The organism is Rhizobium sp. AP16, from assembly GCF_000281735.1.
GTDB lineage: Bacteria > Pseudomonadota > Alphaproteobacteria > Rhizobiales > Rhizobiaceae > Rhizobium > Rhizobium rhizogenes.
In genome coordinates, this window is the sequence record NZ_AJVM01000077.1 from 12566 (window position 1) to 35390 (window position 22825).

26 protein-coding genes are annotated in these 22825 nt (G+C 59.0%); 9 read left to right on the forward strand and 17 right to left on the reverse strand.

Features of this window, described 5'->3' with window-relative positions:
* Positions 1-54 precede the first annotated feature (54 nt).
* From PMI03_RS27135 to PMI03_RS27150, 4 genes are all read left to right on the forward strand, one after another.
* Positions 55-315 carry an accessory factor UbiK family protein gene (locus PMI03_RS27135; RefSeq protein ID WP_007701515.1) on the forward strand — a complete coding sequence of 87 codons (261 nt, stop codon included), beginning with the start codon at positions 55-57 and terminating at the stop codon, positions 313-315.
* Positions 316-706: 391 nt separating this feature from the next.
* Positions 707-1207, forward strand: coding sequence for a YbjN domain-containing protein (locus PMI03_RS27140; RefSeq protein ID WP_007701517.1), 501 nt, complete (start codon positions 707-709; stop codon positions 1205-1207).
* 1 nt (position 1208) lies between these two features.
* Complete coding sequence (gene proC / locus PMI03_RS27145) at positions 1209-2048, forward strand: pyrroline-5-carboxylate reductase (RefSeq protein ID WP_039974777.1); 840 nt, start codon at positions 1209-1211, stop codon at positions 2046-2048.
* A 26-nt stretch (positions 2049-2074) separates the two neighbouring features.
* Positions 2075-2416 (forward strand): tRNA-binding protein, encoded by a 342-nt coding sequence (locus PMI03_RS27150; protein ID WP_007701522.1) that lies wholly within the window; start codon positions 2075-2077, stop codon positions 2414-2416.
* A gap of 33 nt (positions 2417-2449) precedes the next feature.
* On the opposite strand, the gene PMI03_RS27155 is transcribed toward PMI03_RS27150, so the two are convergent.
* The 6 genes from PMI03_RS27155 to PMI03_RS27180 all read right to left on the reverse strand — a co-directional run bounded on the left by PMI03_RS27155 (position 2450) and on the right by PMI03_RS27180 (position 7327).
* Positions 2450-3031, reverse strand: coding sequence for a DUF1349 domain-containing protein (locus tag PMI03_RS27155; protein WP_007701525.1), 582 nt, complete (start codon positions 3029-3031; stop codon positions 2450-2452).
* 10 nt (positions 3032-3041) lie between these two features.
* Positions 3042-4421 carry an ATP-binding protein gene (locus PMI03_RS27160; RefSeq protein ID WP_007701526.1) on the reverse strand — a complete coding sequence of 460 codons (1380 nt, stop codon included), beginning with the start codon at positions 4419-4421 and terminating at the stop codon, positions 3042-3044.
* 25 nt (positions 4422-4446) lie between these two features.
* Positions 4447-5148: a response regulator gene (locus PMI03_RS27165; protein ID WP_007701527.1), complete on the reverse strand. Its 702-nt coding sequence runs from the start codon at positions 5146-5148 to the stop codon at positions 4447-4449.
* 88 nt (positions 5149-5236) lie between these two features.
* On the reverse strand, positions 5237-5659 hold the full coding sequence (locus tag PMI03_RS27170) for a MarR family transcriptional regulator (protein ID WP_153510366.1): 423 nt from the start codon (positions 5657-5659) through the stop codon (positions 5237-5239).
* Between the two features lie 522 nt (positions 5660-6181).
* The gene (locus PMI03_RS27175) at positions 6182-6442 is read right to left on the reverse strand and encodes a hypothetical protein (RefSeq protein ID WP_007701529.1); all 261 of its coding nucleotides are present in this window, start codon (positions 6440-6442) and stop codon (positions 6182-6184) included.
* Positions 6443-6688: 246 nt separating this feature from the next.
* A complete protein-coding gene (locus PMI03_RS27180; protein ID WP_007701530.1) occupies positions 6689-7327 on the reverse strand; it encodes a DUF1236 domain-containing protein in 639 nt (212 codons plus the stop codon).
* Positions 7328-7617: 290 nt separating this feature from the next.
* On the opposite strand from PMI03_RS27180, the gene PMI03_RS27185 reads away from it, so the two are divergent.
* Positions 7618-8256 (forward strand): MBL fold metallo-hydrolase, encoded by a 639-nt coding sequence (locus PMI03_RS27185; RefSeq protein ID WP_085997464.1) that lies wholly within the window; start codon positions 7618-7620, stop codon positions 8254-8256.
* 57 nt (positions 8257-8313) lie between these two features.
* On the opposite strand, the gene PMI03_RS27190 is transcribed toward PMI03_RS27185, so the two are convergent.
* The 4 genes from PMI03_RS27190 to PMI03_RS27205 all read right to left on the reverse strand — a co-directional run bounded on the left by PMI03_RS27190 (position 8314) and on the right by PMI03_RS27205 (position 11751).
* Positions 8314-8745, reverse strand: a complete 432-nt coding sequence (locus PMI03_RS27190) for a BA14K family protein (protein ID WP_007701533.1) — start codon at positions 8743-8745, stop codon at positions 8314-8316.
* 148 nt (positions 8746-8893) lie between these two features.
* A complete protein-coding gene (locus PMI03_RS27195; RefSeq protein WP_004116423.1) occupies positions 8894-9109 on the reverse strand; it encodes a cold-shock protein in 216 nt (71 codons plus the stop codon).
* A gap of 496 nt (positions 9110-9605) precedes the next feature.
* Complete coding sequence (locus PMI03_RS27200; RefSeq protein WP_007701536.1) at positions 9606-10496, reverse strand: DMT family transporter; 891 nt, start codon at positions 10494-10496, stop codon at positions 9606-9608.
* A gap of 109 nt (positions 10497-10605) precedes the next feature.
* A complete protein-coding gene (locus PMI03_RS27205; protein ID WP_007701539.1) occupies positions 10606-11751 on the reverse strand; it encodes a PQQ-dependent sugar dehydrogenase in 1146 nt (381 codons plus the stop codon).
* Positions 11752-12364: 613 nt separating this feature from the next.
* On the opposite strand from PMI03_RS27205, the gene PMI03_RS27210 reads away from it, so the two are divergent.
* Positions 12365-13567 carry a pyridoxal phosphate-dependent aminotransferase gene (locus tag PMI03_RS27210; RefSeq protein WP_007701541.1) on the forward strand — a complete coding sequence of 401 codons (1203 nt, stop codon included), beginning with the start codon at positions 12365-12367 and terminating at the stop codon, positions 13565-13567.
* A gap of 148 nt (positions 13568-13715) precedes the next feature.
* Here the strand turns inward: PMI03_RS27210 and PMI03_RS27215 are convergent, their stop codons facing one another.
* The gene (locus tag PMI03_RS27215; RefSeq protein WP_007701544.1) at positions 13716-14813 is read right to left on the reverse strand and encodes a calcium:proton antiporter; all 1098 of its coding nucleotides are present in this window, start codon (positions 14811-14813) and stop codon (positions 13716-13718) included.
* Between the two features lie 231 nt (positions 14814-15044).
* On the opposite strand from PMI03_RS27215, the gene PMI03_RS27220 reads away from it, so the two are divergent.
* The gene (locus PMI03_RS27220) at positions 15045-15326 is read left to right on the forward strand and encodes a DUF2188 domain-containing protein (protein ID WP_007701547.1); all 282 of its coding nucleotides are present in this window, start codon (positions 15045-15047) and stop codon (positions 15324-15326) included.
* Here PMI03_RS27220 and PMI03_RS27225 read toward each other — a convergent pair.
* Complete coding sequence (locus PMI03_RS27225) at positions 15323-16213, reverse strand: LysR family transcriptional regulator (protein WP_007701550.1); 891 nt, start codon at positions 16211-16213, stop codon at positions 15323-15325. The two genes, PMI03_RS27220 and PMI03_RS27225, sit on opposite strands and share 4 nt — an antisense overlap.
* A 91-nt stretch (positions 16214-16304) precedes the next feature.
* On the opposite strand from PMI03_RS27225, the gene PMI03_RS27230 reads away from it, so the two are divergent.
* Positions 16305-17279 (forward strand): SDR family oxidoreductase, encoded by a 975-nt coding sequence (locus PMI03_RS27230; RefSeq protein WP_007701552.1) that lies wholly within the window; start codon positions 16305-16307, stop codon positions 17277-17279.
* A 9-nt stretch (positions 17280-17288) separates the two neighbouring features.
* Here the strand turns inward: PMI03_RS27230 and PMI03_RS27235 are convergent, their stop codons facing one another.
* From PMI03_RS27235 to trxB, 5 genes are all read right to left on the reverse strand, one after another.
* Complete coding sequence (locus tag PMI03_RS27235; RefSeq protein WP_007701555.1) at positions 17289-18092, reverse strand: aminoglycoside phosphotransferase family protein; 804 nt, start codon at positions 18090-18092, stop codon at positions 17289-17291.
* An 83-nt stretch (positions 18093-18175) separates the two neighbouring features.
* Complete coding sequence (locus PMI03_RS27240; RefSeq protein ID WP_007701558.1) at positions 18176-19285, reverse strand: alkene reductase; 1110 nt, start codon at positions 19283-19285, stop codon at positions 18176-18178.
* Between the two features lie 76 nt (positions 19286-19361).
* The gene (locus tag PMI03_RS27245; protein WP_007701560.1) at positions 19362-19655 is read right to left on the reverse strand and encodes a helix-turn-helix transcriptional regulator; all 294 of its coding nucleotides are present in this window, start codon (positions 19653-19655) and stop codon (positions 19362-19364) included.
* Positions 19656-20221: 566 nt separating this feature from the next.
* Positions 20222-21118, reverse strand: a complete 897-nt coding sequence (locus tag PMI03_RS27250) for a LysR family transcriptional regulator VtlR (RefSeq protein WP_007701562.1) — start codon at positions 21116-21118, stop codon at positions 20222-20224.
* A 23-nt stretch (positions 21119-21141) separates the two neighbouring features.
* A complete protein-coding gene (trxB, locus tag PMI03_RS27255; RefSeq protein WP_007701564.1) occupies positions 21142-22116 on the reverse strand; it encodes a thioredoxin-disulfide reductase in 975 nt (324 codons plus the stop codon).
* 241 nt (positions 22117-22357) lie between these two features.
* Between trxB and PMI03_RS27260 the strand changes: the two genes are divergently transcribed.
* Positions 22358-22825, forward strand: coding sequence for an Lrp/AsnC family transcriptional regulator (locus PMI03_RS27260; protein ID WP_007701565.1), 468 nt, complete (start codon positions 22358-22360; stop codon positions 22823-22825).

Here is a 22825-nt window from a genome sequence, read left to right on the forward strand (position 1 = left end):
GGCCCCTATAGGATGTTATTCACGTTCGGGGCTGACGGCCGCAAGGAGACTGCAATGAGCACTGGACCGAACCGTATCATGGACGAATTCGCCAAGTTGATGACCGATGCCGCCGGTGCTGCCCAGGGCGTGCGCCGCGAGATCGAGACGGCTTTCAACGCACATGCCGAACGCTGGCTGAACAGCCTCGATATCGTCAAGCGCGAGGAGTTCGAAGCCGTTCGCGAAATGGCGATCAAGGCGCGTGACGAGAACGAGGCGCTGCTCGCCAGAATCGAGGCGCTGGAAGCGCGTCTTTCCTCGAAAAGCAAGTAAGCGCGATTAATTTTGCGATAAATCGGTGTGGCAGGCCTCTGCCACGCACTTTTCCTCTAAAATTTTCGGCGATTTATCCACCTGTGGACACTGGCAAAAAAGCCAATCGCCAGAGTCGCTTATGACTCCCTTCTGAATAGACATCGGAAGAGCTTTCCACAGCGCCTTTGTCCAAAATCTCCCTTCAGGGGCTGGCATGCCGGGCATGCCGTTATACACTGATTTTAAATGATGATTCGAAACGGACTTGGTAAGCTCCGGGCAGGGTGGATGCGTTAGTCTGGCAGCCGTTCAACATCATCCCGAAGATGTTTCCGGAGTAAAACAGTTTGCGTTCTCTCAATGTTGAAGCACGCGAAAGCTGCATTCGTTCCGGTCAAGAAGGTGCTGCATGAGCCTTATGGAAATAGAAGTCGAACGCCAGTCAAATCCGGTCGATATGATCGAGTTCGTGGCCGCCAATAACGACTGGTCGTTTGAGCGGTCGGGCGAAGACGAAATCGCCATGACCGTCGAGGGTAAATGGACGGACTATCATGTATCCTTCTCCTGGATGGAGGAGTTCGAGGCGCTGCATATCGCCTGCGCTTTCGACATCAAGGTCCCGGATATCCGCGCCAACGAAGTCATCAAGCTTCTGTCCTGCGTCAATGGGCAGGTGCTGATGGGTCATTTCGACCTGTGGCGGCAGGAGGATATCGTCATCTTCCGGCAGTCGCTGCTGCTTTCCGGCGGGGCCGAGCCGACCAACCGGCAGGTGGAAGTGCTGCTGTCCAACGCTCTTGACACCTGCGAGGCCTATTATCAGGCTTTCCAGTTCGTCGTATGGTCGGGTCTTGACGCAAATCGCGCCATGGAAGCTGTACTGTTCGAAACCGTGGGCGAATGCTGATATGACGACTGAGGCATCCTCGAGCGCTCTCGCATCTTCCGGGGCCATCATCCTGATTGGCGCTGGTAATATGGGCGGCGCGATGCTGACGGGTTGGCTGAAAAACGGCGTGCCGGGTTCCTCGGTGACCGTGGTCGATCCCAATCCGTCTGAGACGATGCTGAAGCTGATTGCCGATGCCGGTGCAAGCCATGTCACTGGTGTTCCCGCTGGCGTCACCGCGGGTGTTCTCTTTGTTGCGGTCAAGCCGCAGGTTATGGATGTGGTGCTTCCGCCCTTCAAGGACATTGTCGGGCCGAATACGGTGGTGGTATCGATCGCTGCCGGCAAGACGCTTGCCTTCCTCGAAAAGCATCTTGGGAAAGCGGCGATGGTGCGTGCCATGCCGAATACCCCGGCCATGGTCGGTCGCGGTGTTACCGGCGCCTTTGCCAATGCCGAGGTCGGCGAAGGTCAGCGGCAGTTGGTGCATGATCTTCTGAAAGTGTCCGGCCCGGTCGAGTGGGTGCCGGAAGAGGCCGATATCGATGCCGTGACGGCGGTGTCCGGCAGTGGACCGGCCTATGTTTTTTATCTCGTCGAGTGCATGGCGGAAGCGGGCCGGAAGCTTGGCCTGCAGGCGGACCTCGCCATGCGGCTCGCACGGGAAACTGTCGCGGGGGCTGGTGAATTGTTGCATCAGTCCCCCGATGACGCTTCGCGACTGCGCCAGAACGTGACGTCTCCCGGCGGCACGACGGCCGCCGCCCTTGCCGTCCTGATGGCCGAAGGCGGCATGCAGCCGCTGTTCGATGAGGCGCTGGAAGCGGCGCGCAAGCGCGCGCAGGAACTGGCCGGCTAAATTTCCACGACCAAGAGGGTATGCGTATGGCGGAAGAGATCACCTATGGCGATTTCGAGCGGGTGGATATCCGTGTCGGGACGATCATCGAGGCAGAGGCTTTCCCGGAAGCGCGCAAGCCGGCTTACAAGCTGAGGATCGATTTCGGACCGGAGATCGGTATCAAGCGCTCTTCGGCGCAGATTACGGTGCATTATACGCTGGAGAGCCTTATCGGCCGCCAGATCCTTGCCGTCGTCAATTTTCCGCCGCGACAGATCGGCCCTGTCCGCTCCGAAGTGCTGACTCTCGGCTTCGAGGATGAAAATGGCGCCATCGTGCTTGCCGCCGTGACCCAGCCGGTGCCGAACGGCAGGAAGATGATGTGATTTTGGCCTTCTCCCCGCTGGGGCGAAGGTCTTTTAGTGAATATCCCGCGACACCGGGTCCGTCAGGCTGAAATCCAGAAACTCCGCTTCAAAACCTTCGCGTTGCGGTGAGCAGAAGGCAGGGCCGACCGAGACCTCTTCCAGGGCCGGATCGAACCAGGCGAGCCGGGCCATACGCCACTCGCTCATCTTATCGGTGCGGTACTGGATGAAGAGCGCGTCGCCGTTGCGTGTCACTCGCACCGACATGGCGTCGAACCCGTGATCGAGCCGGAAGGCGGACCAGTCGGAATTGCCGTTGGTGACCACGACGCTGAAATGCCTGGCGCCGTCGGTATATTCGATCCCGCATTTCATCCAGTGCGTGGCGTCGTGGCGGACCATCAGGCCGGCCTGGTCGTAGAGTTCGCGATATTGCCCGATGAAGGTGATTTCGGCGGTGAAGTCGCCTCGACGCGGCCGGCCGAGGAAATGGCCGTTGTCGCGGTGAAAGCCGTAATAGGTTTCCTGCCAGAAATCGGTCTTGTCGCCGGAGCGGACGAGCAGACGCCCCTGGTTCATTTCCCAGACGGGCGGCGGATTCAGCCAATGCATGTCGTTGATGTCAATCGGCATGTGCGTCCCTTCAAGCAGGAATGCGGATGGTGGCGCGCAGGCCGCCGAGTGGGCTGTCGCCGAGCGTGACGTTGCCGCCATGGCTGCGGGCAATATCGCGGGCGATCGCCAGGCCGAGGCCGGTGCCGGAATTATCGAGATTGCGCGCCTCGTCCAGCCGGAAGAATGGCTTGAACACGTCTTCGCGCGCATTGACGGGAATGCCGGGACCGTCGTCGTCGAAAATGACCGTCAGCCACTTGGCGCTGTGCTTGGCGTCGACGCGCAGCGTCTGGGCATAGCGGCGCGCATTGGAGGCAAGGTTCGTCACCAGCCGCGCGAAGGCGTTCGGGCGGACGGAGATTTCATCGTCGCCGTCGATCGAGTAGGTCATGGATTTGCCGTGGAGAGAGAAGTCCTGCTCGACCTTGTCGAGAATATCGCTGAGATGCAGCGTGCCGACATCCTCTTCCGCCTCGCCACGGGCGAAGGCCATGTAGCCCTCCAGCATGCTCTGCATGTCCTCGACGTCCTCGCTAAGGCCCACAAGGTCCGGATTTTCGCCGACGAGGGCGAGCTGCAGCTTGAAGCGGGTGAGCACGGTGCGCAGGTCATGGCTGACGCCGGAGAGCATTGCCGTGCGCTGCTCGATCTGGCGCTCGATGCGCTCACGCATCAGGATGAAGGCGAGGCCGGCGCGGCGGACTTCGTCAGCACCGCGCGGCGAATAATTCTCCAGCCGCTGGCCCTTGCCGAAACTTTCGGCGGCCTGCGCCAGTGCCAGGATCGGTCGGATCTGGCCGCGCAGGAACAGAACGGCGATGCCGATCAGCACCAGCGAGGTGCCGACCATCCAGAGAATGAAGATGTGGGTGTTCGAAGCATAGGTCTGGCTGCGCTTGGCAAAGACGCGCAGCACCTTGTCCGGCAGCTTGACGCGGATTTCGACAAGGCTGGAATTGCCGAGTGTGTCGACCCAGAACGGCAGGTTGATCTGGTCGCGGATTTCGTCGCTGAGAATGCTGTCGAGGATCGAGAAGAACGGCTTTTCGCGCGGCGGCGGCAGCTCGCCGCCCGGCTCGATCGAGATGGTGAGATCGAGTTTTTGCCGGGCTATCTGCGTGACAGCCGAATAGTCGGCATCCTGCGGATAGGTTTCGATGATCGAAATGATGGCGGCGATATCGCGTGTGGTCGCCATCGACAGGCGCTGCGTCACCATCTGCCAGTGGCGTTCCATGAAGACGACGGTGACGACCGCCTGCAGGATGATCATCGGCAGGATGAAGATCAGCAGCGAACGTGCATAGATACCGGTCGGCAGACGTCGACGCAGCCAGCGCGACAGCCATCGCATGCCGTTGGACGGCGGGTGGTCCTGATCGCGCCTGATCGAGTCGAATGTCACCATCGCCGCTGGCCCTTGAGACTTGATATCAATCTATGCTCAGGCGGTAGCCGATGCCACGCACCGTCTGCAGCCAGATGGGATTGGCCGGGTCGTCCTCGATCTTGCGGCGCAGGCGGTTAATCTGCACGTCGATCGTGCGCTCGCCGACTTCGGCATCGCTGCCGATCAACTCGTGGCGCGGAATGGTGTCGCCGGCGCGCTTGGCAAAGAGCAGCATGATTTCCTGCTCCCGGTCGGTCAGGCGGATGAGTTCCGAGGCTCTCTTCAGCTCCTTGCGGGTCAGCGAGAAGGTATAGGGGCCGAACATCACCTGTTCGATCTTCGGCGAGTCGGCCGGAGCATTGCGGCGGAGGATATTGTTGATACGCAGTACCAGTTCGCGCGGATCGAAAGGCTTCGGCAGATAGTCGTCGGCGCCGGCTTCCAATCCGGCGATGCGCGCATCGGCTTCGGCAAGGGCGGTCAGCATGATGATCGGGATGTTCTTGATGGCGCGCAGGCTAGACGTCAGCACGATCCCGGATTCGCCGGGCATCATCACGTCCATGATGATCAAGTCGAAGTCCAGCCCCTCGAGCTTGCGACGGGCCTCGGCGCCTTCGGCGGCGACCGTCACCCGGAAACCCTTTTCCATGAGATAGCGATTGAGAAGGGCGCGGATACGCGTGTCGTCATCCACGACCAGGAGATGCGCCGCATCATCGGAAATTGCTGTCTTTGTCGTCATTCAATCCGTCTCGATCTTGTTTTATCTATTTGATTGAGATGATCTTATCCCAAACCCGCTTCGCGGTTCTCCGGTTCGAGATCATGTCTTAGTCCTGCATTCCCCTCAGGAACCGTTTGACGCTTTCGCGCGTCGCGTCGGACGCGCCTTCGAATGCCCGTTCAATACGGCGTGATTGCGGCTCCGCCAGCGCCAGCGCCAAATCGCGGCCGGCCTGCGTCGGATACAGCTTGCGCTGACGACGATCCTCCGGCCCGGCCACCTGACGAATATAACCCGAATCGATCAATTGCTTGAGAACCCGCGCCAAACTCTGTTTGGTGATCTTCAATGTTTCCAAAAGGTCCGCAACCGTCATGCCGGGTTCGCGGTTAACGAAATGGACGACGCGGTGATGTGCTCGCCCGAACCCGCTCTTGTCCAGGATCTGGTCCGGATCGGATACGAAGTCGCGATAGGCAAAGAAAAGCAGCTCGATGATTTCGAAATCGATGATCCCGACATTTTGCATCGGCGCGGCCAGTAGCTCCGGTTTTGCCGCTTTTTGATTCACCTGCCGTGTCACCTTGGCATTTCCTTTCCTGTTTCGGGGCAACGGGGAAACTTGCGCAAAAATATGTCAGCTTTATTGACGTATTTTTGCGTCACTGCAAGTTTCCTGAATCTTTTGCAGCCTGGACGGATAGCCATAAATGGAAACTAGACCGGGCTTGGCAAAACTCCAACAGGTCTCATGCCCTCCCACGTACTTTGTGGAGAAAATGCGGCGGAACAACAACCGGCAGTCATGGGGCTTAGATGCGACTGGCTGTGGGGGATGCAAGGGCGATGCTACGACTATCGTAGCGAGATAGCAGAGGTGACGGGCACATTATCGCTTCGCGCCGGCAAGCGATCAGCGAAAGCCTGACGAGTCACCATACAGCAAGAAGCTGCCCGACTGCCGCCGCCGTCGAGCAAAATCGCAGAATACTCAAGGAAAGCCGGATGCGGTTTCTTCCCGCCCGGCTTTCCTTGATCTGATGTGCTCGTCTTACTTACGGCCGAGCACTGCGCCGACGATTGCCGAGAGTATGCCGCCAGCGACCAGTGAGGAGAGGCCCTGTGCGATATAGCCGGTCAGGGCTTCGCTGCCGATCAGGTTGAGAATGAGGCCGCCGCCGAGACCGCCGACAGCGCCGGCAATCGTCCTGGCGACGAGATTGATCCCTTCCTGCTTCAAAACGGCGCTGGCGCCGTTGCCGCCGATCGCGCCGGCAACCAGTTGCGTGATGATAGGCCCTAAACTTTCCATGATCAGCCTTCTCCCATTGTACCGGAAGCCATTTCCGGATGCCGTCGCGCCGCGCCCCGGATCGAGCCTTGGGAGTGGCGATAATCCTAATTTATATAAGAATTACATCATGCATCGACTGGTGGAAATAGAAAGGCAACTCAAACGGGAGAAATCTGCAATAATTCGGGGGAAAAGTCACATATGAGGGAAGGCGGCCATGCAGCCGCCCGTGATTTCGACGTATTGCTGCCGCCGCAACGCGAATCAGCGATAGACATAGACGATGCGGCGCGTGTCGGGATCGACCAACACCGGCAGACGATTTAACTCGACATAGCTGTATTGGTAGTCCGGTATCCGGTGAACGGTCACGCTTTCCGGCAAAGTGGCACCAACGACGACGTCACCGCGCAACTGAACCGTGTCGACCGGATTGTCCGTGATGTAGGTCTCCACCTCGCTTGGCGGCGTGATCGCAACGACATCGCCGCCGCTCTGGCCGACAGGGCCGAGCAATTCGTCATTCGGCCCTGGCTGCGCCGTCTGGATGCTTCCGGTGCTCGTTGGATCGGTCTGTTGGTAGATGATGGTCGGGACGCCGAGATCGTCGCGATGTTCTTCGACTACCAGCGTATTGCCGTTTTGCTCGACGTTGAGATATTGAGCATAGACCCAGCCGCGCATGCCGTTGACGTCGACGCGGCACCACCGGCTGCCTTGGATGCAGCCGTCAAGCGTAGCCTCGGAGCCACGGGTTGCCATGCCGACAGTGGGATATTGCGGGCCAGGGCCAGAGCGAACCTCCATGTCGGTGGCTGTGGTCGCAGACATTTCGGCCTGCGCCAGTCCGGCGCTTCCGAGGAGAACGAGGCCGGCGAGCAGCAGGTTTTTCTTCGAGGACATTGGCTTTCTCCTTTTTGCATTGAGAGCCTAGGAGCAAACGCCGCGAATGCTTCGGTGTTCCGCCCGATGGATATGTCGATTGATGCGCCATGGAAGAAATTTTCCCTAAGCATCGGGTTCTGCTTCCGCTTTCGGAGAATTCGCGACGCCCTGAATTTTCGATGACGGTCATCGGAGTTCGGCCTGCCGTCCTTGTCGCCTGGGCATTTTGAGGAAAAGGGGCTGTTTTGGCCAATATTTGTGATTATACCGGCAGGACGGACATCAAACAGACGAGGCGCTTTATGGGCATGCTCCAGGCCGGCATCATTCCGGTGACACCCTTCGAACAGAATTGCACTATCCTGTTCGACCCGGAGACGAACGAAGGGGTCGTGGTCGATCCTGGCGGCGATGTCGATCTTATCCTGCAGACGGTTCGTGAGAACAACATCACGCTGAAGGCGATCTGGCTGACACATGGTCACATCGACCACGCCGGCGGAGCGGACGAAGTTCGTGAAGCGCTTGGCCTGGAAGTCATCGGTCCACATGAGGATGACCTGACGCTGCTGCAGGACATCGAGGGTAAGGCAGAGATGTTCGGCATAGAGGGCGTGCGCAACGTCGTGCCGGATCGCTTCCTTAAGGATGGCGACAAGGTATCCTTCGGCGAGCATGAGTTCGAGGTCTTCCATTGCCCCGGTCATGCGCCGGGCCATGTCATCTATGTCAACAGGAAGCAGAAATTCGCGCATCTCGGCGACGTGCTGTTCCACGGCTCGATCGGCCGTACCGACCTGCCGGGCGGCAATCATCAGCAGTTGCTGGACTCGATCCGGGACAAGGTATTTCCGCTCGGCGATGATGTCGGCTTCATCTGCGGCCATGGCCCGGGCGGCCAGATCGGCGAGGAGCGCCGGACCAACCCCTTCCTGCGCGGGCTCTAGGATCAAAAAAAGCGCCGCGGGAGGCGGCGCTTTTTATCGAGACCACCGATACGTCGATCAGTCGGCCGTGCAGAAATGACGCATGCCATCAAAGCCGACATAGGTGCCGCTGCGGCCATCGAAGCTTCTGTAGCGATCATAGCAATAGCGCATCCATTGCGATGACCAGGGGCGCAGGCCGGCGGTTGCCGGAGCGTAATAGCTGACATCGCGCTCGACATAGACGCGGCGCGGCGGTGCGCGATAGTAATAGGGCGGGGGCGGTGCGTCATAGTCGGGATCGACGTAGACCGGGCCTGGCTCGACATAACGCGGCTGGCTGGCGATAGCGGAGCCGACGATCAGGCCGGTGGCAAGGCCCGCGGCGCCGCCCAATACCCAACCGTCGCGGTGATGCCAGCGATCGTCGGCCGAAGCGGCTGACATGGAGGTCAGCGTCAATGTTGCAGCCATGGCGGACATGAGGAGGGTTTTGCCGAGCATGTTCATTCGTCTATCCTCTGAACGGGAGCGGTAGAACCGTCGTTCCCAATCTTGCATTGGGGGATAAACTAGGCACGGCAAGCTGAATGCAGACTGAATGACAAAACCCGGCATCTCTGCCGGGCCTCAACTCGAATGATAGCCGTCAGGCTTTTCAGCCGGCAATCTGGAGATTGACGGCCTTCGGTCCCTTGCCGCGGCGATCCGGTTCCGTGTCGAAGCTTACCTTCTGGTTTTCCGACAATCCTGCCAGACCAGAAGCCTGTACTGCGGAGATGTGTACAAAGATGTCAGCGCCACCCTTGTCCGGTTTGATGAAACCGAAGCCCTTATCGGTATTAAAAAACTTTACAGTGCCAGTCTCGGCCATGCGTCAGGTCCTTTTCTCTCTGCCCACCATCCACACGGGCAGCATTGCTGTATTGCCCTTGCGGGCGCTCGCAGGCAGTTCTCGCAATTTGAAGGAAAAGGTCCCCTATACCTCGGCGTGGTCACGAAACGATATCCGCGTATCATTTCTCGACCAGGCTGACCGGAATATTAGCGTTCCCGGCGCGCACTTTCTTAAGGACTTTCCATGCTTTAAAAATGCCCGAACACCGTTGAGAGTGCTGTGTTTATCGGGAATTGGCAAGTAAAAGTTTTTAATGTCCTAAAAGGGGCGTATTGCTGTTATGCGCGCGTGCTAAGGCGATTCGCAAATTTTCCCTCATGCGAAATGGATTTCCAAGGTTTTTGTATCGTTTGCGATATAAGTTTGGCGAAATTTTCCCAAATGACGGCCTCGAGATACGTCTTTCGGGTCATTTAAAAAAATCTAACGGAAGCGGTCTGGCACAGCCATGACGGGCATTTCCAGCGGCCTTTTATGCGGTGACGCTGCGCCGGCGCTTGAGCTCGGGCACCAATTCCACTGCAAGCATCGCGCTGAACATCAGGGCGCAGCCGGCATAGCCGAGTGGCCCCATGGTTTCGCCGAGCAGCAGCGCGCCAAGGGACGCGCCGAACAATGCCTCTGAAGAGAGGATGATCGCCGCTTGCGGGGCGCTCGTATAGCGCTGGCCGATGACCTGGAGCGCGAATGCAAGGCCGGACGAAAATATCCCGACATAGAGAATTTCGCCGAGTGCGGCCCCGATGGCGGCAAAGCTGATGGGCTCGACCAGTGCGGCGACGATGAGGGCAAGGACAGCGGTGACGGCGAATTGTGCGGCGGAAATGCCTAGAGGCCGATCGGTTTCGCGAACCGACACGCCAGCAAGGGTGATTTGCGCAGCCCAGAAGACGGCGCAGACGACGGTCAGCAAATCACCTGATGTAAGCCGGGACAGAGAGCCGCCGGACAGCAGATAGATGCCGCTCAGCGCCGTCAACGCTGCCGGCCAGATGATCCAGTGCGGCTGCCGGCGCAAAAACACGACGGCGATCAGCGGAACGAAGACGACGTAAAGGCCGGTGATGAAGCTGGAATTGGTGACACTGGTCGTCAAGAGCCCGAGTTGCTGCGTTGCCGCGCCGCCGAAGAGCGCGATACCGATGCAGAGAAAGGAGAGCCAGTTGCCGCGCGTGAGAGGTTTTTCGGCCCTCCGGTTTTCCATCCAGACAAAGGGCAGGATGACGATGGTGGCGACGGCAAAGCGCAGGCCGATGAACCAGAACGGCCCGATCGCCTTCATCGCTGTCGACTGCGCGACGAAACCGCCGCCCCAGATAGCGGCGGCCAGCAACAATACCAAGTTCGCTTGTATGCGCGTCATCGACAACCTGCGGGAGAAGGAAGCAACGGAGGGAAGATGACGGTGCGTTAGCAGTTGCTTTTCTCCGGGGCAAGGGTGAAAGGCTGACCGCCCGCGGCAAATCCCGTCGTTAGTTCGCTGCTCTCGAAACACGCAATAACGCGCCGTCATCTTCATCCGTGGTGATCAGCAGCGCGCCATCCGGTGCGACGACGATATCGCGCAGTCGGCCGAAATCACCTGAGAACAAGCGTTCTCGCTCGATCATCTTGCCACTGCCGTCACGATCGAGACGTGAGAGAAGCTCGAATTTCAGCGCGGTAACCAGGAAGTCGCCGTTCCATTCGGGAAACATCTTGCCGCGATAGACGGCGATGGCCCCGGGCGCGATCGATGGATCCCAATAGAAGATCGGTTGTTCCATTCCCTCTTTCGCCGTGCCGACCCCGATCTTGGTGCCGATATAGTTGCGGCCATAGGAAATGACCGGCCAGCCATAATTATTGCCTGCTTCCGGTGTGTTGATCTCGTCGCCGCCTCTGGCGCCATGCTCAGCCGTATAGAGCTTGCCGTCTACGGTATCGAAGGTGATGCCCTGGGGATTGCGGTGGCCCTTGGACCAGATCTCCGGTTGGGCCTTGGCGCCGTCCTTGAAGGGATTGTCGGCTGGAATGCTGCCGTCGGCCCGGATATGGATGATCGAACCGGCGTCGTCATGGAAATCCTGGGCGCGATCCTGCTCGCCGCGATCGCCGAGGCCCACGAACAGGCTGCCATCCCTGGCGATGGCGATGCGCGAGCCGTATTGGATGTTGCCGGACGAGAGTTTGTTCATCAGGAAGATGCGCTTCACATCGGTCAGCCGCCGCTCGTCCGACGATAGAACAGCTCGGAAGACCGCCGTGCCTCTGCCGCCGCCCTCGGAAATGGAGGCGGTAAAGAAGATTGTGCGGTTGCTGGTGAATTTCGGATCAAGTGCAATGTCGAGCAACCCTCCCTGGCCACGGGCATGGACTTCGGGTACCCCGGCAAGCGGCTCCGATACCTTGCCGTTGCGGATGATACGGATGTTCCCCACTCGTTCCGTCACGAGATAGGCGCCGTCTGGTAGCGCTTCCACGGCCCAGGGGTGATCGAGCCCGCTCGCGATGGTCTCGACCTTGACAGCGACCTTCTGCGTGTTGACGATCTTCGCCGGGTCGGCGAGGGCAGCGCTTGTCGCCAGCATGGCAGACGCTGCAAAAGCAACGGAAAATCCCGCTCTGTGAAAACGCATCGAACCATTTCCTCCGTGGCTAGAATAGCCTACACAACGTGGGGTAGGCGGATCGCGGTTCAAGCGCGTCAGAGTGTCGATAACGTCATTGTGTCCGCCCTTGCCGGTATCCGCGATATGGCCCATCGACCTATGTGTGACGACGCCATCGTCCAAAACATGGCTTCCCCGAACATTGTGGCCAATGGATACACGATAAAGGTGTGAGAAGTGCACCTCTGCCGGATCGAAACGGATGCCGAAGGAATTTCGCGATGCTAATTGATGACGGTTGAGATATATGCTTATATTATTGATTTAAATGAAGTATTTCGAGGGAGCTGAGAGATTGAATCAGGCCCTTCATAAAATGATTCATCCGCCGATCGGCTGTTTGCACCCGCCGATCGTCTTTGTTTGTTTCACTTAAGGCGTGTAAGAGGCTCCCTTTGGGAGAATGAAAGGCGTATAGCGGTCCAGCGATGACGTGTGGCGCACTGTCTACGCGCGCGCGAAATAACGTCACTGTGACGCCTTTCTGCTTGAAACGGCGGCCTACATTCGACATAGAGCTTAGCGCAGAAATCTGGTCCACAGGCTTTCTGCCCATTTCAACCGAATAGGACCGATCATCATGGCCTTTCTTGCCGACGCCCTTTCCCGTGTAAAGCCTTCTGCCACCATCGCCGTTTCCCAGAAAGCGCGCGAGCTGAAAGCAAAAGGCCGCGACGTGATCGGCCTCGGCGCCGGCGAGCCTGATTTCGATACGCCGGACAATATCAAGAAGGCCGCCATCGACGCGATCAATCGCGGCGAGACGAAGTACACGCCGGTTGCCGGCATCCCCGAGCTGCGCAAGGCGATCGCCGCGAAGTTCAAGCGCGAGAACAATCTCGACTATGCTCCCGAGCAGACCATTGTCGGCACGGGTGGCAAGCAGATCCTGTTCAACGCCTTCATGGCAACGCTGAACCCTGGCGATGAAGTCATCATCCCGACGCCTTACTGGGTGTCCTACCCGGAAATGGTGGCGCTGTGCGGCGGCACCCCGGTTTTCGTCGAGACGACACAGGCCAACGGCTTCAAGCTTCAGCCCGCTGATCTCGAAAAGGCGATCACGCCGAAGACCAAGTGGTTCATGTTCAACTCGCCGTCGAACCCGTCGGGTGCTGCCTATACGCATGCCGAGCTGAAGGCGCTGACGGACGTGCTGGTTAAGCATCCGCATGTCTGGATCCTGACCGACGACATGTATGAGCACCTGACCTACGGCGATTTTAAATTCGCCACGCCGGTCGAAGTCGAGCCCAGCCTCTATGACCGGACGCTGACGATGAATGGCGTTTCGAAGGCCTATGCGATGACCGGCTGGCGTATCGGCTATGCTGCCGGCCCGCTGGTGCTCATCAAGGCGATGGACATGATCCAGGGTCAGCAGACCTCGGGCGCGACGTCGATCGCGCAGTGGGCAGCCGTCGAGGCGCTGAACGGTCCGCAGGATTTCATCCCGCAGAACAAGAAAATCTTCGAAGGTCGCCGCGACCTCGTCGTGTCGATGCTGAACCAGGCGAAGGGCATTTCTTGCCCGGTGCCGGAAGGCGCTTTCTACGTCTATCCGTCCTGCGCCGGCCTGATCGGCAAGACCGCACCGACCGGCAAGGTCATCGAGACGGATGAGGACTTCGTGTCGGAACTGCTGGAATCGGAAGGTGTGGCGGTCGTCCACGGCTCCGCCTTCGGCCTCGGCCCGAACTTCCGCATCTCCTATGCGACCTCGGAAGAGCTTCTCGAGGAAGCTTGCCGCCGCATCCAGCGCTTCTGCGGCGCTTGCAAGTAAGCAGCCTCAGCCAAGACAAATCAGAAAGCCCGCGAGTGATGGCGGGCTTTCTGCGTTTGTCGGTTTTAGAAGCGGCGCGGCTTCATCACTTGAGTCAAGTCTCTCTCAAACCGATTCCGCCGCCTACTCCAACCCTTTGAAATCACGCTCAAAGTCCCAATATCGTCAGCATGATGAAGGTGGCGAAGAGGATGAAATGGGTCATGCCTTCGATGGCATTGGTTTCACCGTCGTTGAGGTTGATGGCGGCGGCGATGAGGGTGATCATGATCATCACGGTCTGCACTGGCGTCATCGCCATGATGAAGGGCTGGCCGGTATAGAGCGCGATCCCCTCCATGACCGGCACGGTGAGGATGACGGTCGAGAGCGAGGCGCCCATGGCGATGTTGATCGTCGCCTGCATGCGGTTGCGCAGGGCCGAACGCAGCGCCGTCAGGATTTCCGGGGCGGCGGAAATGGTGGCGACGACGATCGCCGCGATCGCGGGCGGTGCGCCGCTATTCTTGAGGCCGACATCCATGAAGGCGGACATGAACTCGGCAAGTCCGCCGATCAGCACGACGCCGATCAGGATCGTGATGATGGAGGTCATCGTCGATTCCTCGCCGTGATGCTCCTCCTCGGCTCCTTGATGCTTTTCGATGCGCGGATAGCTGTAGCTGAAGAAATAGCTGTGCTTGCCGACCTGCATGCGCAGGAAGAGCGCATAAAGCGCGATCATCGCAACGATGGTGAAGGCGGAATAATAGTGCCATTTGGCCTCGGGGACGAATTCCGGCACGATCATCGAAATGCCCATGGCCGTCAGGATCATCACGCCATAGGACCTGCTGGAGTCGTCATTGTAGGGTTGCTCGCCGTGCTTCAATCCACCGATCAGGGCGGCGAGGCCGATGATGCCGTTGATGTCGAGCATGACGGCGGAATAGATGGTATCGCGCACCAGCGTCGGTGAGCTTTCGCCACCCATCAGGATCGCCAGCATGATGACTTCGACTGCGACGGCCGATAGCGTCAGGATCATCGTGCCGTAGGGGTCGCCGACCTTGACCGCCAGGATTTCGGCGTGATGGGCGACGCGCATGGAGGCGAGTACGATGGTCGCAACCAGCGCAGCGGCGGCCACCATCGATGCGGTCTGTCCCATCTCCAGCACGGAATGTTCGCTGAGATAGGCGATCACGCCGATTACCAACGCGATGATCAGGAATTTTTCCTGCTTCAGCCAATTCGATATAGCCAAGATCCCCACCTCGCGCGCCGATTCATTTTCGCACTCTAAACCAATGATTTTTCACATCAAGCACGTACGAGGGCGACAAAATTTGCAGTCGGCGGCGTTTAATGGAATACTGAGCTTATAGGTCTGCCCAATAAAATGTCGCGGCATCCTCGATACTCGTCTCAGATGGACCGCGGTCCTGCCGGGTGTGCCCGGCTCTCAAGGTCTTGGCAGATGAGAAGGAGGATATGCATGGTCAAGGTCACTTACGAAATCGTGCCGCATGACGGCGGATGGGCGTATCGATTTCGAGACGTCTATTCCGAGGCGTTTCCCAGCCATTCAGAAGCCGTGGAGGCAGCCCGGATCGTAGCGGCCGAGCAACAGGTCGGTGGCGATTCAGCCGAGATCAGTTGGCAGGACGAAAGGGGCAAGTGGCACGAGGAATATGCCGATGGCGGCGATCGACCGGAAACGGAAGTTGTCGACGGCAAGGTGCATTTCCCGCCAGTGGATACGGCGCCGGGTGCCTAGTTACGAACGTATTCCAGCAACCCCGCCACCAGCGCATCGAACGTCACGCGGCAGCGCGGCGATGTCTTGAGATTTTCGTGCATGGCAACCCAGGTGTCGAGCGGCAGTTCGATCTCGGGCAGCAGCCGAACAAGTTCCCCATCCCTTTTCGCAAGCGGTATTTGATAGAAGCCGATGCCGATGCCGGCGCGCAAGGCATTGTGCAGGGCAATGCTGTGATCGGACTTGAAGGTGAAAGAGACACCGTCAAGCAGGGGATAGCGCTTCATCATGGTGCGGATGTAAGCGGTCTGGCGGTCGAACCCGATCAGTTTATGCTGGTGCAGCTCTCTGATGTTCTTGGGTTCGCCATATCGTTCGAGATAATTGCGATGAGCGAATAAGCCGAGGGGGATGGAGCCGATATAACGCGCCAGCAACACATCCTGCGCGGGCGCGACCATGCGAACGGCGATATCGGCCTCGCGCTGCAACAGATCTTCGACGGCATCCGAAGCGGAAAGCTCGATAGTGAGGTCGGGATATGCTGCCTGCAGCCCGGCCAGGATCGGCGGCAGAACTTCCACGCCTATAACCTCGCTGGCACTGATGCGGACTGTACCGCTGACGCGGTCGCGGGAACTGGAAGCGACACGCAGAAGAGCGGCGGTCGTATTGGCCAGCGTTTCCGCATAGGGCTTCAGGGCGAGTGCCGCGTCCGTCGGCAACAGGCCTTGCTGCGAGCGGGTAAACAGCTCGGCGCCGATCGCTTCTTCCAGCGCGTCGATGTGGCGGCCGATGGTCGGTTGGGTAAGGCCAAGCTCTCGGGCGGCAGCCGAAAGCGAGCCGTGTTGCAGCACGGCGAGGAAGGTGCGGTAGAAATCCCAGCTAGGCTCCGATGTTGTCATAAATTTTTGTATATCATATGCATATTTTTTGGCAATTTCGTTTATTGCCGCTGCACGGCATAGTCACGTTATCAAAGTGATGGAGATGACGATGACTGAGCAGATGGAGAATGGAAAGACGGCTCTCGTACTGGGAGCCACTGGCGGCATCGGTGGTGCGGTTGCGCGGGGGCTGGCTGCTCGCGGCTGGCGCGTCCGGGCGCTAAATCGCAACGCTGCTGAGGCAGCGCGTCGTGAATCCGGTTTCGACTGGATACAGGGCGATGCGATGCAGGCAAGCGATGTGCTGAAGGCGGCGCATGGGGTCGACGTGATTGTGCATGCCGTCAACCCGCCCGGCTATCGCAACTGGGGGCAACTGGTTCTGCCGATGCTCGACAGCACGATCGCGGCGGCGAGGGCGGTCGGCGCGCGGATCGTTCTGCCAGGTACGGTCTATAATTTCGGGCCGGATGTGCTTCCCGATGTGACCGAGGACAGCCCGCAGCGTCCCCGGACGCGCAAGGGGGCGATCCGTGTCGAAATGGAGCGGCGGCTGAAGGTGGCGGCGGAGAATGGAACGCCCGTCATCATAGTTCGCGCTGGCGATTTTTTTGGCGAGCACGCCGGCAATAGCTGGTTAGCGCAGGGGATCGTGAAGGCTGGCAAGCCGGTGACGTCGGTGAGTTATCCGGGGAGGGCTGGTATCGGCCATCAATGGGCCTATCTGCCGGATGTTGCCGAAACGATGATCCGGCTGATTGAGAAGGGCGACGCGCTTCCCGCCTTTGCCGTTTATCACATGCGCGGCCATTGGGATGGCGATGGTCGGCAAATGATCGGTGCGATCGAGCGCGTGGTTGGGCATAGGGTGAAAGTGAAGGCTTTTCCCTGGTGGGTACTGCCGCTTGCCGCACCCTTCGTGCCGCTCATGAAGGAACTCCGCGAGATGCGCTACCTATGGAGCGTGCCGCTACAGATGAGAAACGACAGGCTCCTGGCCGTGCTCGGTGAGGAGCCGCATACGCCGATCGATGCGGCGATAAAGGCAAGTCTGATGGGGATCGGCTGCTTGCCGGCGCGATAAGGCGCGCCGTCAGGTTTGGAGTTCGGCGAGTGCGATCCGGGCGACGGTAAAATCCGACTCCGCGTTTTTCGTGTCGCCATCGCTGAGGAACCAAGTGGCGGAAAGGCCGGCATAGGCGATGATCCATTGCAGTAGTCGCTTTGGTTCCAAGGCGGCCTCGGCGCAGACAATCGGCAATTGTTTTTGCAGGCGGCCCGAAGCGGTTACGATGGGCAGTTCCGGATTGCAGAAAGTGTTGGCGAAATCGAAACCGCGTTCGCCGTGAACGCGCTTCGGGTCGATGGCGAGCCAGCCGCGAGGGCCGAAATCCAGGATGTTCTCGTGGTGGATATCGCCGTGGAGCACGGTAACGTCCCGCTGATCCGCCAGCAGACCCCGAGCCACTTCTGCGCAGGTGGCGAGCATGCCGCCATGTGCGCGCGCGGCCGGTTCCAGTTCGTGGAACCAGCGGTCGAGCGGCACGAGATCGGATGGCAATTCCGCCAGCCGTGGCGCATGCAGCTTCGCGGCCGTACGGCACATGATCCGGCTTGCCTCGTCATCGGCGCCGTCCATGGCCATGGTCAGCAGCGAGCCTGGTCCTGTCGCCCGTTCCAAAAGCGCCGCATCGTCATCGTGTTGATAGACGTAAGCGGCTCCGTCGCCCTCCCACCAGCGCAAGACCCTATTGCCGAATTTCTCGTCGATATTGAGCGCGACCTTCAACATGGCCGGCTTGTCGTGCCAGATGACAGGGAGGAGATGGCTGGAATGGGTAATGATGGGCTTGCCATCGGGTGTCAGCGACCAGCGCTTGAGGTAGGATTCGAACATGTCTGTAACTTTAGCGTTCATCGTTCAAAAAGAAACCCCGCCTTGCAGCGGGGTTTCTCAATCTCGACGAGAGCTGGTTGGCGCTAGGCTACTTCGTCCAGCGTCGGATAGTCTGCGTAGCCCTTTCCGCCGCCGCCATAGAGCGTTGCCTGGTCGAGGCCGTTGAGCGGGGCGTTTTCCTTTAGTCGGCGGACGAGATCCGGATTGCCGATGAACGGCTTGCCGAAGGCGACAACGTCGGCCCTGCCGCTGTCGACGGCTTCCTCGGCCAACTCGCGGTCGTAGCCGTTGTTGAGCATCCAGCCGGCCTTGCCGCCGGCAGCCTTGTAAGCAGCGTGCAGCGCGTCATAGTCGAAGGGCAGGAAGTCGCGCGCGCCACCAGTTGCGCCTTCGATGACGTGGATATAGGCGAGATCGTATTTTGCCAGGCCTTCGATGACATAGGTGAAAAGCGGCTGCGGCTGCGGATCACTGGCATCGTTTGCCGGCGTTACCGGCGAGATGCGGATAGCGGTGCGGCCGGCGCCGATTTCCTTGGTCACGGCGTCGACTACCTCGAAGAGGAAGCGAGCGCGGTTTTCGATCGAGCCGCCATACTGGTCGGTGCGGTCGTTGATATCCGCGCGCAGAAACTGATCGAGAAGATAGCCGTTGGCACCATGGATTTCGACGCCGTCAAAGCCGGCATCGATCGCCGCGCGGGCGGCCTTGCGGTAGTCTTCCACAATCCCCGGAATTTCGGAGGTTTCAAGTGCGCGTGGCTCGGAGGTCTCGGCAAAGTGGCCGCTGCCGTCCTTTTCGACGAGATAGGTCTTGGCCTTGGCGGCTCTGGAGGTCGACGAGACCGGTTTGCCGTCGTTCGGCTGCAGGCTGGTGTGGGAGATGCGGCCCACATGCCACATCTGCACGACGATCTTGCCGCCATTGGCATGCACGGCGTCGGTCACCTTCTTCCAGCCGTCGAGGGCGTCCTTGGTATAGAGGCCGGGCACGTCAGCATAGCCCTGGCCCTGATGGGTAATGGCGGTGGCTTCGGTGATGATGAGGCCCGCCGTGGCACGTTGGGCATAGTACTTGACATTCAGATCGTTCGGAACGGCATTGGGAGAGCGGTTGCGCGTCAGCGGCGCCATGACGATGCGGTTGGCGATGGCGATGTCGCCCAGCTTTGTCGGTTCGAAGAGTTTGGTCATGGGGGGTCCTTTTTTCTATGCGGATCGTTGGATGGAGGAGGGGTCGACGCGAGGGCGCAGAGGGCCAAGGCTATTGTCAGAGTTCCTTCTGCAAGGTCGCGAGGAATTCGGCGATGGTTTCCTCGTTGCGCTTGTAGAAGATCCACTGGCCAAGGCGCTTGGTGGTTACCAGCTCTGCGCGTTGCAATGTGCCGAGGTGGGCGGAGACGGTCGATTGCGACAGGCCGCAACGCTCGAACTGGCTGGCGCAGACGCCCAGCTCCAGCGGGTGCTCCTGGGTCGGAAAATGTGCGCGCGGGTCTTTGAGGTGATTGAGGATTTCGAGCCTGGCCGGATGGGCCAATGCCTTCAGTATCTCAGTCCTGTCCATTGCGCTTCCCTCACGAATATCGAAAGTCGACGATTTATGTATCGTCAGATTTCGATATATCAAGGTCTGCCGCCAGATATTATTTTACGTGGCGTATTTTGTTGCGTGCTCAGAAAATGGGCAAAAAAAGAGGGCCACCGGAATGAACCAGGGCCCTATAGGTGTGAAGGTCAAAAACCTCCAGAGGGGAACAGCTGCTGCGGTGGAACTGGGAGGAAAAGCCACCATGTGCATCAGCTATGGGCGTTATGATGCTAATTTGTGCACTGCGCAATGCTTTTTTGTGCATGGCAGTTATGCGTTGGCGGCGTTTGGCGAAAAAAGGCAAAAAAAAGGGCCTCCGGAGTAAACCAGGGCCCTATAGGTATGAAGGTCAAAAACCTCCAGAGGGGAACAGCCAATGCGGTGGAACTGGGAGGAAAAGCCACCGTGTGCATCAGCTATGTGCGATATGGTGTCTAAATGGGCATCCTTCAACTCTGTTTTGTGCATATCAGCCATGCATAATACGCGTAGCTGATATATTAGTTCAAAAAATCGTTGAATTTCCAATCATTTAGATCGGATTAGAAGTTCCAGTTCCGCGCCTTCGCAACGACAAAATCGCGGAAAACTTTAAGTTTCGCCGCATTTTTCATCTCGTCGGGATAGCAGAAATATGTGTCGAAGGACGGTACGTCGGCATTGATCGCGAGCTGAATCAGTCCGGGGTCGCGGCCAACGATGTAGTCCGGCAGCACTGCAATGCCGATGCCGAGCAGGCAGGCGCGCTTGATCGAGGTCTGGCTGTTGATCTGCAGATGCGGCAGGCGCTTGTTGTCCGACGAGCGGCCGGCGATCTCCAGCCAGTTGACGTCGAGAAGATAGTTCGGTGCCGGCTCGCCGAAGCTGATGATGCGATGGTCGTCCAGATCCTCCACTGACTGCGGCTCGCCGTAGCGGTTGATATAGGAGGGAGCGGCATAGACATGCATGTGCACGGTGAAGAGCTTGCGCTGGATCAGATCCGATTGCTGCGGCTGGCGCAGGCGTATGGCGCAATCCGCATGGCGCATATTCACGTCCAGCTCCTCGTTGTCGAGGATGAGCTGGATCTGCATGTCGGGATAAAGCTGCAGGAATTCCTGGATCTTGTCGGTCAGCCAGCCCTGGCCCAGGCCGACCGTCGTCGTTACGCGCAGCTTGCCGCTCGGCTTGTCGGTCGTCTCGGTCAATTGCATCTTGACCGTTTCGAGCTTCAGGAGAACGTCATGCGCGGTGCGGTACAGCAATTCGCCCTGTTCGGTCAGGATCAGACCGCGGGCATGGCGATGGAACAGCTTGATGCCGACATCCTGCTCCAATGCGCTGACCTGGCGGCTGATGGCGGATTGGGACAGATGCAGTTTGTCGGCCGCATGCGTGAACGATCCCGCTTCGGCAGCCGCGTGAAAAATACGCAGCTTGTCCCAGTCCAATGGCATGCCGCTTCCCCTCATCGGCTATATCACTCCGCAGCCACGGCGACGGGCATGTGCCCAGTCAAATAGCGTTCCGCCTCGAGGGCGGCCATGCAGCCCATCCCCGCTGCAGTGATCGCCTGTCGGAACGTATCGTCGGTCACGTCGCCGGCGGCATAGATGCCTTCGACGCTGGTCGCAGTCGAATCCGGCGCGGTCCAGAGGTAGCCATTATCCTTGAGCTTCAGCTTGCCCTTGAAAAGCTCGGTCGCCGGCGCGTGGCCGATAGCGACGAAAATACCGTCGATGGTCACGTCGGTGATGACGCCGGTGCGGGTGTCGCGCAGGCGCGCGCCGGAAACCGATGGCGGCATCGGCGGCTTGGCCGGTGCGCCGGTGATTTCGGCGACTTCGGTGTTCCAGAGAATCTTGACGTTCGGCTTGGCGAACAGTCGCTCCTGCAGGATCTTTTCGGCGCGGAAGGAATCGCGGCGATGCACCACCGTCACCGACTTGGTGATGTTGGAAAGATAGAGCGCTTCCTCGACGGCGCTATTGCCGCCGCCGACCACGATCACATCCTTGTTGCGATAGAAGAAGCCGTCGCAGGTGGCACAGGCGGAAACGCCGAAGCCCTGAAAATGCTGCTCGGTCTCGATGCCGAGCCACTTGGCCTTGGCGCCGGTCGCGATGATCAGCGTGTCGGCGGTCCAGACCTGACCGCTATCCGTGCGTGCAACGAAGGGGCGTTGATTGGTATCGACTTCGGTGACGAGGTCGTTGACGATCTCAGCGCCGACGTGCTTGGCCTGCTGCAGCATCTGTTCCATCAGCCACGGGCCTTGGATCGGATCGGCAAAGCCCGGATAATTTTCGACATCCGTCGTGATCATCAGCTGACCGCCCTGTTCCATGCCGGCGATCAGGACTGGCTCCAGCATGGCGCGCGCGGCATAGACGGCAGCCGTATAACCGGCGGGGCCGGAACCGATGATGAGCACCTTGGTGTGGCGGGCAGGCATAGTTTAAGTCCTTTCAATCTCAGCGCGTCGTGAATTTCAGCTTCAAAGGGGCGAAGCAGGCGATTTCACGATCTGCTGACCCATTTATGATTGCCGCATGCATTTATTCAAGGGCAGCCTTGCATTACCAACAGAGCAAATCTGCTTTGTGTAAGATTCGGTTACGCAAGCGAAACTTTCTTGCGAATTTCCTCGCTTTATATAGAAGCTGGCGATGGGGAATTAAAGAAAGGCCATAAAAGTGCTGCGAGCTGAACTCGACGCCATCGATATCAAGATTCTACGGGAACTCCAGCGCGACGGGCGCATGACCAATGTCGAGCTGGCCGATCGAGTCGGCATTTCCGCGCCGCCCTGTCTGCGCCGGGTGCGCAAGCTGGAAGAGGCCGGTATCATCGAAGGCTATCACGCCATGCTGAACAGCCCGAGGCTCGGCTTCGATCTCGTTGCTTTCTGCATGGTCGGCCTCAAGCATCAGTCGGAGGCCAACCTCAAGGCTTTCGCCAGTGCGACGGCGGAGTGGCCGCTCGTGCGCCAAGCCTGGATGGTGTCCGGCGACAGCGATTTCCTGCTGCATTGCGTTGCCGAAAATCTCACCCGCTTCCAGGATTTCGTCATCGAAGTGCTGACGGCCAACGAGCATGTCGATACGGTCCGCACCATGTTGACCATTCGGCAGGTGAAGAAACTCGGTCTCGTGGAGCTCTAA

Coding starts and splice junctions, on each gene's coding strand:
- PMI03_RS27135 (WP_007701515.1), top strand. CDS start 55: ATGAGCACTGGACCGAACCGTATCATGGACGAATTCGCCAAGTTGATG.
- PMI03_RS27140 (WP_007701517.1), top strand. CDS start 707: ATGAGCCTTATGGAAATAGAAGTCGAACGCCAGTCAAATCCGGTCGAT.
- proC (WP_039974777.1), top strand. CDS start 1,209: ATGACGACTGAGGCATCCTCGAGCGCTCTCGCATCTTCCGGGGCCATC.
- PMI03_RS27150 (WP_007701522.1), top strand. CDS start 2,075: ATGGCGGAAGAGATCACCTATGGCGATTTCGAGCGGGTGGATATCCGT.
- PMI03_RS27155 (WP_007701525.1), bottom strand. CDS start 3,031: ATGCCGATTGACATCAACGACATGCATTGGCTGAATCCGCCGCCCGTC.
- PMI03_RS27160 (WP_007701526.1), bottom strand. CDS start 4,421: ATGGTGACATTCGACTCGATCAGGCGCGATCAGGACCACCCGCCGTCC.
- PMI03_RS27165 (WP_007701527.1), bottom strand. CDS start 5,148: ATGACGACAAAGACAGCAATTTCCGATGATGCGGCGCATCTCCTGGTC.
- PMI03_RS27170 (WP_153510366.1), bottom strand. CDS start 5,659: ATGCAAAATGTCGGGATCATCGATTTCGAAATCATCGAGCTGCTTTTC.
- PMI03_RS27175 (WP_007701529.1), bottom strand. CDS start 6,442: ATGGAAAGTTTAGGGCCTATCATCACGCAACTGGTTGCCGGCGCGATC.
- PMI03_RS27180 (WP_007701530.1), bottom strand. CDS start 7,327: ATGTCCTCGAAGAAAAACCTGCTGCTCGCCGGCCTCGTTCTCCTCGGA.
- PMI03_RS27185 (WP_085997464.1), top strand. CDS start 7,618: ATGCTCCAGGCCGGCATCATTCCGGTGACACCCTTCGAACAGAATTGC.
- PMI03_RS27190 (WP_007701533.1), bottom strand. CDS start 8,745: ATGAACATGCTCGGCAAAACCCTCCTCATGTCCGCCATGGCTGCAACA.
- PMI03_RS27195 (WP_004116423.1), bottom strand. CDS start 9,109: ATGGCCGAGACTGGCACTGTAAAGTTTTTTAATACCGATAAGGGCTTC.
- PMI03_RS27200 (WP_007701536.1), bottom strand. CDS start 10,496: ATGACGCGCATACAAGCGAACTTGGTATTGTTGCTGGCCGCCGCTATC.
- PMI03_RS27205 (WP_007701539.1), bottom strand. CDS start 11,751: ATGCGTTTTCACAGAGCGGGATTTTCCGTTGCTTTTGCAGCGTCTGCC.
- PMI03_RS27210 (WP_007701541.1), top strand. CDS start 12,365: ATGGCCTTTCTTGCCGACGCCCTTTCCCGTGTAAAGCCTTCTGCCACC.
- PMI03_RS27220 (WP_007701547.1), top strand. CDS start 15,045: ATGGTCAAGGTCACTTACGAAATCGTGCCGCATGACGGCGGATGGGCG.
- PMI03_RS27225 (WP_007701550.1), bottom strand. CDS start 16,213: ATGACAACATCGGAGCCTAGCTGGGATTTCTACCGCACCTTCCTCGCC.
- PMI03_RS27230 (WP_007701552.1), top strand. CDS start 16,305: ATGACTGAGCAGATGGAGAATGGAAAGACGGCTCTCGTACTGGGAGCC.
- PMI03_RS27235 (WP_007701555.1), bottom strand. CDS start 18,092: ATGTTCGAATCCTACCTCAAGCGCTGGTCGCTGACACCCGATGGCAAG.
- PMI03_RS27240 (WP_007701558.1), bottom strand. CDS start 19,285: ATGACCAAACTCTTCGAACCGACAAAGCTGGGCGACATCGCCATCGCC.
- PMI03_RS27245 (WP_007701560.1), bottom strand. CDS start 19,655: ATGGACAGGACTGAGATACTGAAGGCATTGGCCCATCCGGCCAGGCTC.
- PMI03_RS27250 (WP_007701562.1), bottom strand. CDS start 21,118: ATGCCATTGGACTGGGACAAGCTGCGTATTTTTCACGCGGCTGCCGAA.
- trxB (WP_007701564.1), bottom strand. CDS start 22,116: ATGCCTGCCCGCCACACCAAGGTGCTCATCATCGGTTCCGGCCCCGCC.